This window comes from Duganella levis (assembly GCF_009857605.1).
In the GTDB taxonomy this organism is placed as follows: domain Bacteria; phylum Pseudomonadota; class Gammaproteobacteria; order Burkholderiales; family Burkholderiaceae_D; genus Rugamonas; species Rugamonas levis.
Window position 1 is genome coordinate 304448 of record NZ_WWCT01000005.1, and the last position, 14030, is coordinate 318477.

14 protein-coding genes are annotated in these 14030 nt (G+C 62.9%); 4 read left to right on the plus strand and 10 right to left on the minus strand.

Annotated features, from left to right (window positions below):
- Positions 1–49 precede the first annotated feature (49 nt).
- The 7 genes from GTP69_RS09460 to GTP69_RS09485 all read right to left on the minus strand — a co-directional run bounded on the left by GTP69_RS09460 (position 50) and on the right by GTP69_RS09485 (position 6546).
- On the minus strand, positions 50–1045 hold the full coding sequence (locus tag GTP69_RS09460) for a Gfo/Idh/MocA family protein (RefSeq protein ID WP_161054640.1): 996 nt from the start codon (positions 1043–1045) through the stop codon (positions 50–52).
- 48 nt (positions 1046–1093) lie between these two features.
- Positions 1094–1891 (minus strand): DUF3025 domain-containing protein, encoded by a 798-nt coding sequence (locus tag GTP69_RS09465; RefSeq protein WP_161054641.1) that lies wholly within the window; start codon positions 1889–1891, stop codon positions 1094–1096.
- A 3-nt stretch (positions 1892–1894) separates the two neighbouring features.
- Positions 1895–2947 carry a dihydroorotase gene (pyrC, locus tag GTP69_RS09470; protein ID WP_161054642.1) on the minus strand — a complete coding sequence of 351 codons (1053 nt, stop codon included), beginning with the start codon at positions 2945–2947 and terminating at the stop codon, positions 1895–1897.
- A 75-nt stretch (positions 2948–3022) separates the two neighbouring features.
- Entirely contained in the window at positions 3023–4366 is a 1344-nt protein-coding gene (locus tag GTP69_RS09475; protein WP_161054643.1) for a DUF2314 domain-containing protein, read from the minus strand.
- Between the two features lie 7 nt (positions 4367–4373).
- Positions 4374–4775, minus strand: a complete 402-nt coding sequence (locus GTP69_RS31305; RefSeq protein WP_371867872.1) for an amidohydrolase family protein — start codon at positions 4773–4775, stop codon at positions 4374–4376.
- Positions 4691–5821, minus strand: a complete 1131-nt coding sequence (locus GTP69_RS09480) for an amidohydrolase family protein (protein WP_229260869.1) — start codon at positions 5819–5821, stop codon at positions 4691–4693. The genes GTP69_RS31305 and GTP69_RS09480 overlap by 85 nt, the downstream gene beginning before the upstream one ends.
- A complete protein-coding gene (locus GTP69_RS09485; protein WP_161054644.1) occupies positions 5821–6546 on the minus strand; it encodes an amino acid ABC transporter ATP-binding protein in 726 nt (241 codons plus the stop codon). The genes GTP69_RS09480 and GTP69_RS09485 overlap by 1 nt, the downstream gene beginning before the upstream one ends.
- Before the next feature lie 210 nt (positions 6547–6756).
- Between GTP69_RS09485 and GTP69_RS09490 the strand changes: the two genes are divergently transcribed.
- Positions 6757–8013: a dicarboxylate/amino acid:cation symporter gene (locus GTP69_RS09490; RefSeq protein WP_161054645.1), complete on the plus strand. Its 1257-nt coding sequence runs from the start codon at positions 6757–6759 to the stop codon at positions 8011–8013.
- A 40-nt stretch (positions 8014–8053) separates the two neighbouring features.
- Here the strand turns inward: GTP69_RS09490 and GTP69_RS09495 are convergent, their stop codons facing one another.
- Positions 8054–8254 carry a hypothetical protein gene (locus GTP69_RS09495; protein ID WP_161054646.1) on the minus strand — a complete coding sequence of 67 codons (201 nt, stop codon included), beginning with the start codon at positions 8252–8254 and terminating at the stop codon, positions 8054–8056.
- Positions 8255–8386: 132 nt separating this feature from the next.
- On the opposite strand from GTP69_RS09495, the gene GTP69_RS09500 reads away from it, so the two are divergent.
- Positions 8387–9955: a family 43 glycosylhydrolase gene (locus GTP69_RS09500; protein ID WP_161054647.1), complete on the plus strand. Its 1569-nt coding sequence runs from the start codon at positions 8387–8389 to the stop codon at positions 9953–9955.
- On the opposite strand, the gene GTP69_RS09505 is transcribed toward GTP69_RS09500, so the two are convergent.
- Positions 9952–11382 (minus strand): M20/M25/M40 family metallo-hydrolase, encoded by a 1431-nt coding sequence (locus tag GTP69_RS09505; protein WP_161054648.1) that lies wholly within the window; start codon positions 11380–11382, stop codon positions 9952–9954. The two genes, GTP69_RS09500 and GTP69_RS09505, sit on opposite strands and share 4 nt — an antisense overlap.
- An 11-nt stretch (positions 11383–11393) precedes the next feature.
- Positions 11394–13220, minus strand: a complete 1827-nt coding sequence (locus GTP69_RS09510; RefSeq protein ID WP_161054649.1) for an ABCB family ABC transporter ATP-binding protein/permease — start codon at positions 13218–13220, stop codon at positions 11394–11396.
- 62 nt (positions 13221–13282) lie between these two features.
- Between GTP69_RS09510 and GTP69_RS09515 the strand changes: the two genes are divergently transcribed.
- Entirely contained in the window at positions 13283–13732 is a 450-nt protein-coding gene (locus tag GTP69_RS09515) for an acyl-CoA thioesterase (protein WP_161054650.1), read from the plus strand.
- A gap of 17 nt (positions 13733–13749) precedes the next feature.
- On the plus strand, positions 13750–13917 hold the full coding sequence (locus GTP69_RS09520; protein WP_161054651.1) for a hypothetical protein: 168 nt from the start codon (positions 13750–13752) through the stop codon (positions 13915–13917).
- Positions 13918–14030: the final 113 nt, after the last annotated feature.

A 14030-nucleotide genomic window follows, 5' to 3' on the forward strand; every position in this document is an offset into this window, starting at 1 on the left:
CGTATCCGGAGATTGTAACCAGTTCGCGCGGGCCGCGCTTGCAAGGTCTTTATGAGTCGGCCGGGTAACGCAGGCCGATCTGCGCGCGGATCTCGTCCAGGGTGCCCATCAGCGCCAGCGTCTCGTCATGCGGCATCACCGGGCTTTCGATCAGGCCTGCGCGGAGGCAGCGGCCGACTTCCTGCGCTTCATGCGTGTAGCCGTTGCCGGACTTCGGCAGCGTCAGCGTGCGCTCGTTGCGCGAGGCGCCGTCCACCAGCGTGACGGTGATGGTGTCGGTGTTGTGGAAGCGGTCGTGCAGGCGCACATAGCCCTTCTCACCCGAGATCACCAGTTCGGTCGGCGTGCGCGAACGCAGGCTGCACGCGCAGGACGAGACGCCGCCGCCTTCGTGTGTCAGCGTGAATGCGGTCTGCATATCGACGCCGGTGGCGGCCATCTCGGCCTGTGCCTTCACGCCGGTTACCGCGCCGAGGAAAAACGACGACATCGACAGCGGATAAATGCCCAGGTCCAGCAGCGCGCCACCGCCCAGCTCCGGCGCGAACAGACGGTGCTCAGGACCGGCGTCCGAGGTAAAGCCGAAATCGGCCGACACGTTGGCCGGCTTGCCGATCTCACCGCTATCGACGATGCGCTTGGCCTCGACCACGGACGGCATGAAGCGCGTCCACATCGCCTCCATCACGAACAGCTTCTTGGCGCGCGCCAGGGTGATGATGTCCTCGGCCTGACGGCGGTTCATGGTGAACGATTTCTCCACCAGCACCGCCTTGCCGCCGTTGAGGCACATCAGCGCGTTCTCGTGGTGCATCGGGTGCGGCGTGCCGATGTAGATCACATCCACTTCCGGATCGTCGGCCAGCGCCTGGTAGCTGCCGTGGAAACGCGCGGCGCCATACTCCTGGCCGAACTTGGTAGCGCTATCTACCGAGCGCGAAGCCACAGCCGCCAGTTTGGCATCCGGCGTCTCGCGCAAAGCGGTGGCGAAGGCTTTGGCGATTTTGCCCGTGCCCAGAATACCCCAGCGAATTACCTGCGTCATGGTGTACTTTCTGCCGCATCGGCGGCGTGTTGGTTGGTGTCGGAATGCTTATTTTACTTCGGCGATGCGCTTGGGACGGAACACCGTTGCGTCGGCGTAGAACGCTTCGTCCTGATCGGGCCACCAGCCCGGCACGCCCAGCGCCTGCATCGGCGTGAAGCCGGCGGTGCTCAGGCCTTCGTCGGCCAGCTGCTGCGCGACCTTGGCGTCCAGCCATGCGCGGCGGCCGTCGTGGTCCAGTGCGAAGAAATCATCGGACGCCAGCACCACCCGCGTGTGCGCGGTGATGGCCTTGCGCGGCGCGACCAGCTTCTCCATCAGCGCGTGGCCGAACAGCCAGACTTGCGCATCCACGCCCCATTGCGCGCGGCGGCCGACAAACGCCTCATGCCAGCGATGCCCTTGCAGCGCCTCAATCAGAGCCTGGCCTGCTGCGTCATCGCGCACCACCAGCAGTGCGGCGTTTTCGTCGAAGATGGTGGCGCCATCGCGCGCCGGGCCGCGTGATTTGCCAACGCCATCCAGCGCAATCTGCGCCGCCTGCAAGGCGTTCAGCTGCACTTTGATGCGCGGGAAGGTCAGCCATACCAGGCCGTTGAAGAAGTCGTGCAGGTTGTCGCGCGTGGGCACGCAACCGGTAGCGCCGATGTGCTGTTCGTAGGCGGTGCCTTCCGGCAGATCCTCCTGCGGCACGAACGACATCGGCAAGCCAAGGTGATTGCGCAGGCCCAGTGCTGCGGCCTGCTGGCAGAACGTGTCGCGGAAGTGCGTCTCTGCCGACAAATGGCTGGCCGCGCCGCACACCGATTCAAACCACGGTCGCGACCAGTCGATTGTCTCCAGCACTGCTTACACCATTTTCCAGTTGATGGTTTCACCGGCATTGAGCGGCACTACCTGCTGGTCGGCCAGCGGCAGGGTTTCCGGCATGGTCCACTGCTCGCGCTTCAGCGTGATGGTGCCTTCGTTGCGCGGCAGGCCGTAGAAGGCCGGGCCGTTGAAGCTGGCGAAGGCTTCCAGTTTATCCAGCGCGCCGGCGCGCTCGAAGGCTTCGGCGTACAGTTCCATCGCATGCAGCGCGGTGTAGCAGCCGGCGCAGCCGCAGGCGGCTTCCTTGGCGCCTTGCGCGTGCGGCGCCGAGTCGGTGCCGAGGAAGAAGCGTTCGTCGCCGCTGGTGGCGGCCGTCACCAGCGCCAGGCGGTGCTCTTCGCGCTTCAGCACCGGCAGGCAGTAGTAGTGCGGACGGATGCCGCCCTTGAAGATGTCGTTGCGGTTGTAGAGCAGGTGATGCGCGGTGATGGTCGCCGCGATCGGGCCTTCGGCTTCCGCCACGTACTGGGCGGCGTGCTTGGTGGTGATGTGTTCAAACACGATGTTCAGCGCCGGGAAGTCGCGGCGCAGTGGACGCATCACGCGTTCGATGAAGACGGCTTCGCGGTCGAACAGGTCGATGTCCTGATCGGTGACTTCGCCGTGCACCAGGAACGGCATGCCGACTTCCTGCATCTTCTCCAGCACCTTGTAGCAGTTGGCCAGATCGGTCACGCCGGCGTCCGAATTGGTGGTGGCGCCGGCCGGGTACAGCTTGACCGCGTGGACAATGCCGCTCTCCATGGCGCGCACGATTTCGTCGGGCTGCGTGTTGTTGGTCAGGTAGAGCGTCATCAGCGGCTCGAAGTTGAATTCCTTCGGCAGCGCGGTCAGGATGCGCTCACGATAGGCGACAGCGGCCGCCGTGGTGGTCACCGGCGGTTTCAAATTTGGCATCACAATGGCGCGGCCGAACTGGCGGGCGCTGTGCGGCAGCACGCTGGCCAGCGTCGCGCCGTCGCGCAAATGCAGGTGCCAGTCGTCTGGACGGGTGATGGTGATGCTGTCGGGAGTATTTGCGAGGTCGGACATGGCGGCGGGCTTTCAGGCTATCAAAGTGCGAATAGCCGACATTTTACCTGTAGCCGCGCCCCAAAGCACCGGTTGTCACTCGCTACCGCGCTGTTTTGCCATCAGTTTTCCGGATTCGTTGCCTTCTTCGTTGCCCTTGCCGTCGTAGCGGATGTAGTCGAATACGTCCGCCGCCTTGACTTTGACGATCTGGCCACTGTGCAGCGTGGGGATGTTGGCCGGTTCGTTGTTCAGCAGGCCGGTGATTTCCTTGTCGTCCCACTTGGTCACTTCCACCCACATCCACTCGCGGCCATTGTCCGGCGCGGCGAAGGGGGCTTTGACCATGATGTACTCGCCGGTGCGCAGGCCGGCGTTGAAGGCTTGTTGCAGCGCCGGCAGCCTGGCCTTGGCGGCGTTGCTGGCGGCCAGCACTGCGTCGTCATGCCGCACGATCTGCACCGAATCGGCGGAGCCGAACAGCGATGCGAACAACGCGGTCTGCTGCGCATGGCGGTCCGGCCCCGGATAGCGGTCGAACCCGATTTCCAGCAGACGGTTGCGCGGATCGCCCTCTTCCGGTTTACCGCTGTACAGCGCCAGCTGGGCGGTTGCCGTGGCGTTGTCCTGTAGCGTCGGCAGTTGCGCGCCGCGCAGTGACTCGTGCTTGATGGCCTTCAGGTTGAGCGTCAGCGTGCCGCCCGGACCGATGGCCGCGCCTTCCGCCAATGCCTGCGCCAGGATGTTGATCAGGTTACCGGCCTGGTTATTCTGCGAATGGGCCACCTCGTTGACCACCACGTCCGGCAGGCCGAACTTGGCCATGCCGAGGGTGATTTCGCGCAGCAGCTGGTCTTCGCGGTAAGCGTGGATAACCGTGTGGCGCGCCACATACGGCGTGTCGCCCTGCCAGCCGTCGACGCGGCGCTTGCGCCATTCGGCGGCGGTGAGGATTTCGCGGGTTTCTTCGTCCCACAGCAGGCCGCCGGTCTGCTCGGCCACTTGCAGCAGCAGACGGTCGGCGGCGCGCAAGCCTCTGTAGGTCGGCGAGGCGGGCATGCGGAATTCCAGCACCAGCGCCTGTTGCGCCAGTTGCACCTCCTCAGACTGCTCCTTGCTCAGGCCACGGCCGAAATACTGAATCATGCGCAGGTCCGGCGGCGTAAAGTTCTTCTGGACGTCGACTTCCAGCAAGGCGCTGAGCTGCGCCTCGGCTGGCGCCGGCGACAGATCCTTCACCAGTGTCAGCGCACCGCCCTGCTGCGCCAGCGCCTTTTGCAAGGCCGCCATGGGCTCGGTGGCCGGCGCCTTGGCGAAATAAATCGCGTAGACAAAGCCGACCGGTCCTTTCATCGGCGCGCCGGACGGGAACTTGTCCGCCGCCCGCGCCATGGAGGCGCAACACATCAGAACCAGAAACAGCGAACGAAATAGCGGCATGGCAGTCCTATTCGGCCTTGGTCTGCGCGGCCCAGGCCTTGGTGTCGGCCAGGATCTTGTCGAGATGGGCGCGGTCGTAGACCTTGCCGTGGCTAATGACGGTGCGGATCTTGCGCGTGGCGCCGATGTCCTGCAGCGGATTGGCGTCCAGCACCAGCACGTCGGCCGCCTTGCCGGCTTCCAGCGCGCCATAGCGGTCCTGCTTGCCGAGGAAGCGCGGGCCGTTGATCACTGCCGTCTGCAAGGCCTGCGCCGGCGTCAGGCCATAATTCACGTACAGGCCGATTTCGTCATGCAGCGCCTGGCCCGGATAGTCGTAGGAATTCAAAAAGCCCGCATCGGTGCCGGCAATGATGCTGACGCCTTCCTGCTGCAAAATAGGCAGCAGCGCCGCCGATTTCTCGAACACCGCCTTGCGCTGCGCAATCGCCGTCGCGTCATCCTGCGCCGCGCGCTGCACGCGCCAGTCGTAGGTGGCGCGCAGGCCGTGGCCGTGTACTGCAAGGCCTCATCATGCGTATGATCGTCGCGGTCCAGATACGCCACCACGCGCGACACCGACAAAGTCGGCACCACCGCCGTGCCCTTGGACGCCATATAGCGGAACGACGACCGCGCCGTCGCTTCGTCGTAGCTGGCCAGGCTTTGCTTCACCGCCTCACGGCCCGTCAGCGTGCCCGCCGCCACCTGCGCCGTCAATTCCTGCTCCTTCGGTGTGGCCGCGCGCAACAGGTAGGATTGATGCTCCACCGTGCCCAGGCCGGCGTCGAACATCGTTGCTAACGTAAGCTGCACCGGAATGTGGCCGGAGGTGCGCATGCCGCGCGCCTTGGCCTGGCGCAGCGCCTCCAGATACATCTCCGGCTTCAGCGTGTTTTCGGTAATCTTGACGAAGTCCACCTGCTGCCCTTGCAGCTTGTCCAGCGCCTTGCTGACTTCCTCCGGCGTGCCGACTTCAATCGTGCCCTTCCACAGCGGCTTGTAGCCTTCCAGCTTGGCGCCGGAGGTAAAGATGGTCGGTCCTTCCAGCTGGCGCGCATTGATTTGCGCGCGCCATTGCAACACGGTATCCGGCAAATCGCCCGAGCAATCGCGCACGGTGGTGATGCCGTAGGCCAGATACAGCGGCAGCAAATGCTTGTTCTCATCGATCAAGGCCGGGCCGCCACCGAAGTGCACGTGCGTGTCCCATAGACCGGGCATCAGATACTTGCCCGGCAGGCTGATGGTTTTTTTGGCAGCGTAATTGGACAACTGTTGGTCATCCACCACCGCCACGATGGTGTCGCCCTTGAGCACCACGGATTTGCCGGTCACCGTTTTACCACCCGCCACGTCGATCAGGGTGGCCTTGGTCAACACCACGTCGGCGGCGATTTTGTCGGCCGCGTGGGCCGCGCTCAACAGTCCCAGCGCCAGCATGGCGCCACTTAATTGCTTAAAGGAAATTTTCATCAGTGAATTATACGGGCCAGGAAGTCACGCGCGCGCTCGGTACGGGGCGCCTGGAAGAACTCGTCCTTGACCGTATCTTCCAGAATCGCGCCCTGGTCCATGAACACCACGCGGTTGGCCACCTTGCGGGCAAAGCCCATTTCGTGGGTCACCACCATCATGGTCATGCCTTCCTGCGCCAGGCCGACCATCACATCCAGCACCTCGTTGATCATTTCCGGGTCCAGCGCCGAAGTCGGCTCATCGAACAGCATGGCGATCGGGTCCATCGACAGCGCCCGCGCAATCGCCACCCGCTGCTGCTGGCCGCCGGACAGCTGGCCGGGGAATTTATCCTGCTGCGCCAGCAGGCCGACCCGGTCCAGGTATTGCAAACCGCGCGCCGTGGCCTCTTCCTCGCTACGGCCCAGCACCTTGACCTGGCCCAGCGTCAGGTTGTCGCGCACCGATAAATGGGGGAACAGCTCAAAATTCTGGAATACCATGCCGATCCGCGCGCGCAGCGCCGGCAGGTCGGTGGTTTTGTCGCCGACCGAGGTGCCATCGACGATAATCTGGCCCTGCTGCACCGACTCCAGCCCGTTGACCGTCTTGATCAGGGTGGACTTGCCGGAGCCGGAAGGTCCGCAAATCACCATCACGTCGCCCTTGTCTACCTTGGTGCTGCAATCCTTCAAAACCTGGAATTGCCCATACCACTTGCTGATGTTTTTGATTTCGATCATAAGAAAATAGATTATTCGGTCTGACGCAGGGCAGTACCGCTGCGCGCTTGACAGCGTCCCTGCCCGCAAGGATACTGCGGAACTTGCCAATAGTTTCAGCAGCCGGCGCACCTTCAACCGGCTGTCGCCACGCTAAGAAAAGAACGCAGCGGCGGCCAACCTGCACGCTGCGCAGGCCAAGAGAGACACTACCACAGGAAACCCAACAATATGAACAAACAAAGCCGATTGACCACGTACATCCTGATCGGACTGGCGCTAGGCATCATCACCGGCTACATCGCCAACATCAATCTGGTGGAAGCGAGCCGGGGCAGCTTTGCCGACACCATGGCGCTGATCACCACGCTGTTCCTGCGCCTGATCAAGATGATTATCGCGCCGCTGGTGTTCTCCACCCTGGTATGCGGCATTGCCAAGATGGGCGATGCGACCGCCGTCGGCCGCGTCGGCGTCAAGACGCTGGGCTGGTTCTTCATCGCTTCGGTGATGTCGCTGACCCTGGGCCTGATCCTGGTCAACCTGTTCCGTCCGGGCGACGCGCTGCTGGGCCACATGGCCGCCACCGCCGCCAAGACCGACCTGGCCACCTCCAGCCTGACACTGAAAGACTTCGTCACCCACCTGGTACCGGCCTCCATCGTGGACGGCATGGCAAAGAACGAAATCCTGCAGATCGTGATCTTCTCGCTGTTCTTCGGTTCGGCCGCTGCGGCCGTCGGTCCGAAAGCCAACGCGCTGATCGAAGCGTTGGACGGCGTTGCCCACGTGATGCTGAAAGTCACCGGCTACGTGATGAAGTTTGCGCCGTTCGCGGTGTTTGCGGCGGTTGCCGGCACCATCGCCAAGAGCGGCCTGGGCGTGCTGTCGACCTATGGCGTGTTCATGGCCGAGTTCTACTTCGGCATCGCGCTGCTGTGGGCGCTGCTGATCTTCATCGGCTTCCTGTTCCTCAAAGGCCGCATCTTCGACCTGATGAAAGAAATGCGCAGCCCGGCGCTGCTGGCGTTCTCGACCGCATCGAGCGAAGCGGCGTATCCGAAAACGCTGGAAGGCCTGGAGCGTTTCGGCGTGCGCAACCGCATCGCCTCGTTCGTGCTGCCGATTGGCTACTCGTTCAACCTGGACGGCTCGATGATGTACTGCACCTTCGCTACCGTGTTCATCGCGCAGGCGTATGGTATTGAAATGTCGCTGGGTCAGCAGATGACCATGATGGCGGTGCTGATGCTGACCTCGAAAGGCATGGCCGGCGTGCCGCGCGCATCGCTGGTGGTGATTGCCGCCACGCTGGGCCAGTTCAACATTCCGGAAGCCGGCATGCTGCTGCTGCTGGGCATCGACCACTTCCTCGACATGGCGCGCTCCGCGACCAACGTCATCGGCAACGGCATCGCCACCGCCGTCGTCGCCAAATGGGAAGGCGAGATGGACCCGCCGAAACCGGCGAACGCCGAACTGGCGTAAGCACCAACAAGAAAGCCACCTTCGCGGTGGCTTTTTTTCGTCATAACCAGGTGCGCTTGCCCTCAGGCTTGGCCCCCATCTCCCGCAACCGGCGCCGCAGGCGGGCGTTGTCGGCGATGGCGCCGATCAGTGATACCAGCATCAGGATACCGAACGCTTCCTGGCCAAAGTAACGGAAGAACAGCCAAGCGCCAGCGGCACACACAATACCCGTCAGCAGCAATAACAGCGAATCCTTCATGTCGCCTCCGAATGATAGGCTTCAATATTACACCTTGCGCGGAATCGTTATCCGGCTTGGCGGTTTTCGTAATTGCGGTGGCTCAAGCGTTGCTGCACCATCTAGCGATAATTCTATTCTGCTGGAGACGATATGACTGCTTCGCGACGCACCGCGCTGAAGACTTTACTGGCCGGCGCCGCCGTGGCGCCGCAATTGGCCACCGCCGCTGCCGAACCGGCTTGGGGACGCGGCATCGAAGGCCAGCGCAAGGCCGATCTGGGTAACGGCACCTTCCTCAACCCCATTCTCGCCGGCGACCACCCCGATCCCACCATCATCAAGGACGGCGACGATTACTACATGACGTTTTCATCCTTCCTGGCCTACCCAGGCGTCATCATCTGGCACTCGCAGGATCTGGTGAACTGGCAGCCTATCGGCCCGGCATTGACCAAGCCGCTCGGCAGCATCTGGGCCATGGACCTGGTCAAGCACAACGGCCGCTACTTCATCTACATCCCGGCCGGCAGCAGCATCTACGTGATCTGGGCCGACAACATCAAAGGCCCATGGAGCGATCCGATCGACCTGAAAATCGAAGGCGCGATCGACCCAGGCCACGCCGTCGGCGAGGACGGCAAGCGCTACCTGTTCGTCAACGGTGTGCGCCGCATCGGCCTCACCGACGACGGCCTGGCCACCATCGGCAAACTGGAAAAAGTCTACGAACCCTGGCGCTACCCGCAAGACTGGGTGGTGGAGATGTTCGCCCCCGAAGGCCCTAAACTGCTCAAGCGCGGCGAATGGTTCTACCTCGTGATGGCCGTCGGCGGCACCTCCGGCCCGCCGACCAGCCACATGGTCATCGCGGCCCGCTCACGCTCCATCCACGGCCCATGGGAAAACCATCCGAGCAACCCGCTGGTGCGCACCAAAAGCGCCGACGAAAAATGGTGGTCGCGTGGCCACGCCTCGCTGGTCGAAGGTCCGGCCGGCGACTGGTGGATGGTCTACCACGGCTATGAAAACGGCTACCGCACGCTGGGCCGCCAATGCCTGCTCGAACCGATTGAATGGACCAAGGACGGCTGGTTCAAAGCCAAAGGCGGCGACCTGTCCAAGCCACTGCCAACGCCGAAGAAAGGCAAGGCAGTCCCGCACAACTTTGCCAAGTCCGACGATTTCCAGACCACGCGCTTCGGCGTGCAGTGGAGCTTCTTCAATCCGGGACCGGATGAAATGAAACGCGTGCAGCACACGCCTGGCACGCTGGCCATCCAGGGCAAAGGCACATCGCCGGTCGACTCGTCGCCGCTGACTTTCATCGCCGGCGACCGCGCCTACGAAGCCACCATCACCATGGACATCGGCGCCGATGCGGAAGGCGGCCTGCTGCTGCACTACAGCGAACGCGCCTACGTCGGCATAGGCTTCACGCCGACGCAGATGAAAACCTTCGCCCACTCGCAGGAGCAAAGCTGGATGCGCGAAAAGATGGACGTCTCCACCGTGCATATCCGCCTGAAGAACGACCGCCACATCGTCACCTTCCACTACTCGCTGGACGGCAAGCAGTGGACGCAGCATCCGTGGCAGATGGAAGTCTCCGGCCTGCACCACAACGTCTTCGGCGGCTTCGCCAGCCTGCAACCGGGCATCTACAGCGCCGGCACAGGCGTGGTGAAGCTACGCGACTTCAAGTACCGCGCGCTGGCTTAGTTCTGCTCCGCGTAGACCTTCACCAGTTCGTGCAGGAATACGCGGCCTTCCATCAGCGACTGCACGCCGATGTACTCATTCAGACCGTGGATGTTGCCCAGGTCCGGCGTCAGGAAGATACCGCTGATGCCGTAGGTGGGAATGCCGGCGGCATTGAGGAACTGGCCATCGGTGGCGCCGGACTGCAGGATCGGCATCACCGGCACACCAGGCCACAGCTTCGCGGTCATCTTCTCCACCGGCTCCATGATGGCGCGCGTCAGCGCCGGCGGCGGCGAGTTCTCGCCACGGATTTCCAGCGTCTCCACCTTCACCGCCGGATCGTCGATGGCCGTCACCAGCGCCTGGCGCACTGTCTCCTGCGTCACGCCGGGGAAGATGCGGCAGTTGATGTTGGCGCGTGCACGCTGCGGCAGCGCGTTGGTGGCATGGCCTGCGTCCAGCATGGTGGCCACGCAGGTGGTGTGCAGCATCGCGCCCCAGCTCGGGCTGGCGTTGGACACCGTGGACACGGCTTTCTCATCGTTGGGATTCTTTGCCACCGTCAGCATCGCGTCGGCCACGTCTTTGTGGCCGGCAGCCAGCTCGATCTTCGACATCGCGTTCAGATAGCCCTTGCTGCCGTCGGTCAGCTGGATCGGGAATTCATAGCCCTGGATTTTCTCCAGTGCACCGGCCAGATGATAGATGGCGTTGTCCTTCACCGGACGCGAACTGTGGCCGCCGCGGTTGATCACTTCCAAGCGATAGTTCTGCGCCACCTTCTCGCCCGCCTGCACCGTCATCGAGACGCGCTTGCCGGCCGCATTCAGCTCGCCGCCCGCGCCTTCGTTCAGCGCGTAGGCCGCATCGATCAGCTCACGGCGATTCTTGGTCAGCCACTCAGCGCCGTTGAAGGCGCCGGCGGTCTCCTCACCGCAGGTCAGCGCCATTTTCAGCGTGTGGCGCGGCTTGTAGACTTCCTGCTTGAAGCGCACCAGCGAATCTGCCCAGATGGCTGCCTGCGCCTTGTCGTCCAGCGCGCCGCGCGCATAGAACTTGCCGTCTTCTTCCACCAGCGTGAATGGATCGCGCACCCAGTCTTCGCGCTTGGCTTCCACCACGTCGATGTGTGCCAGCAGCAGGATCGCTTTGGCCTTCGGGTCGCGGCCCGGCAGGATCGCCACCAGACCGCCTTCCTTTGGATGCGCAGGATCGGCATACAGGTGCAGGTCCGACTCGGGGAAGCCCGCCGTCTTCAGGCGCGCCGCGATGCGCTCGGCGGCCAGCGTGCAGCTGCCGGCGGACAGCGTGGTATTGGTCTCGACCAGCTCCTTGTACAGGGCGCGGAACTGCGGTTCCGTCGGATCGGCGGCTTGAACAGCATAAGCACTTTGCACGCACGCCAGCAGTGCAGATACAGCACCCAGCACAAAACGAGACTTCATCAATTAGCTCCTTAGTTTAAAACTTCTTCCTCATCCGCCTTGGCCTGCTGGCGTTCCCACATTTGAGTATATAGCCCGTTGGCCGCCAGCAGGGATTGATGCGTACCGCGTTCGACGATGCGGCCGTGATCCAGCACGATGATCTGCTGCGCATCGGCCACGGTGGACAGGCGGTGCGCGATGACCATGGTGGTGCGGGTGCGCGAGATTTCCTTCAACTGCGCCTGGATCGCCTGCTCCGCCTTGGAGTCCAGCGCCGACGTGGCTTCGTCAAAGATCAGCACCGCAGGATTCTTCAGCAGCGTGCGCGCAATCGCCACGCGCTGTTTCTCGCCGCCGGACAGTTTCAGGCCGCGTTCACCGACCATGGTCTTGTAACCGTCCGGCAGGCTGTCGATAAAGTCGTGGATCGAAGCGGCGCGCGCGACGGCCACAATCTCGTCATGCGTGGCGCCCGGCTTGCCGTAGGCGATGTTGTATTCGATGGTGTCGTTGAACAGCACCGTATCCTGCGGCACGATGCCGATCGCATGGCGCACCGAATCCTGCGTCAGCGCGCGCAAGTCCTGGCCGTCGATGGTGATGCCGCCGGCGTTGACTTCGTAGAAGCGGAACAGCAGGCGCGATAAGGTCGACTTGCCGGAGCCGCTGTGGCCCACCACCGCCGTCGTGGTACCCGGCGCGATGGTGAAGTCCACATCGAACAGGATCTGGCGGTTAGGATCGTAGCTGAAGTCCACATGCTTGAAGCGCACCTCGGCGCCGTGCGTGAGCAGCGGCTTGGCGTCGGCAGCATCGGCGATTTCGCGGTTCTGGTCCAGCAGCGAGAACAGCTTCTCCATGTCGGCCAGGCTTTGCTTGATCTCGCGGTAAATCACGCCGAGGAAGTTCAGCGGAATATACAACTGGATCATGAAGGAGTTGACCAGCACCAGATCGCCCAGCGTCATCTTGCCGTCGATGACGCCGACCGTGGCGCGCCACAAGATCAGCGTGACGGCGACCGCGATGATCATCGACTGGCCGGTGTTCAGCAGCGACAAGGACGTCTGCGATTTGACGGCCGCGCTTTCGTAGCTCTGCAAGCCTTCGTCATAGCGTTTGGCTTCGTATTCTTCGTTGCCGAAGTACTTCACCGTTTCGTAGTTGATCAGCGAATCGATGGCCTTGGTGTTGGCCTTCGAGTCCATCTCGTTCATGGTGCGGCGGAAGTGCGTGCGCCAGTTGGTGATCAGGATGGTGAAGGTGATGTACGACACCAGCGCCACGAAGGTAATCACCGAGAACCAGATATCGTAGTGCGTGACCAGGTAGCCCAGCACCAGCGTGATTTCCACCAGCGTCGGCAGGATGTTAAACAGCGTGTACGAAATCAGCGAACCGACCGCGCGCGTGCCGCGTTCGATATCGCGCGTCATGCCGCCGGTCTGGCGGTTCAGGTGGAAGCGTAGCGACAACGCGTGCAGATGGCGGAACACTTGCAGCGCAATGGTGCGCACCGCGCGTTGCGTGACGCGCGCAAACAGGAACTCGCGCAGTTCGGTGAACACGGTGGTCGACACGCGCAGCACGCCGTACACCACCAGTGCGCCGAGCGGCAGCACCAGCAAGGCCTGCGGATGGGAGGGCGAGATGGTCAGCGAATCGATCAGCTTCTTCATCACCACCGGCACGCCGACGTTGGCCAGCTTGGCGCCGACCAGGCAGCTCAGCGCCAGCGCCACGCGCCATTTGTAGACCCACAAATACGGCAGCAGGGTTCTCAGGGTGGAAAAATCGCTGCGGGAAGAAGCGGGCTTGCTGGCGGTAGCTGGCGGGGATTCGGAGTAACGGCGCATGGCGGATAATGGCTTTTTATGGTTCAATTCTCGTTCATTGTAGCCCCTGAAGAGATTTTAAGATGACCACGCCCCAAACAACCGCCCCTATCGCCGTCACCACCGTCAACCGCGGCCTGCCCGCCGGGAAGATGCCGGAACTGCGCATGATGCCGTCGCCGTCCGACGCCAACGTCTACGGCGATGTGTTTGGCGGCTGGATCATGGCGCAGGTGGACATCGCCGGCTCGCTGCCGGCCACCCGCCGCGCCAATGGCCGCGTGGCCACCATTGCGGTGAATTCGTTCGTGTTCAAGAACCCGGTGTTTGTGGGCGATCTGCTGTCGTTTTATGCTGATATTGTCAAGGTTGGCAATACGTCCATTACCGTGCAGGTGGAAGTGTATGCAGAACGCAACCGCCTGCAGGCCGACACGGTGAAAGTCACCGAAGCCACGTTGACCTACGTGGCGACCGATTCGGACCGCAAGCCGCGCAAAGTGCCGCCGATTGAAACGCTGATTCATCCCTGAGCGCCAGCGCTCACTGCATGGACGACCAGCGCCGCATTTTCCTCGCCACCGCCGGCCGGCTGTCCGCGTTCAGCGCGATGGCCGCCACGACAGCCGCTGCCGGCGCGCTGGCCAGCGCCAGCCCAAGCGCCATCGCGCAGAATCGCGTGGCGGCGCGCGAAGGCGGCAATGTGTGCGTTTGCTAGCTGAATTGACCCTGTCAGTTTGACCCGCCCGCCATACCCTGGCGAACGCTGCAACCCGGTCGTAAGACCCTTCAAAGCCCAACTCCTTTAGTTCTTCATGAAGCTGTTTCAAA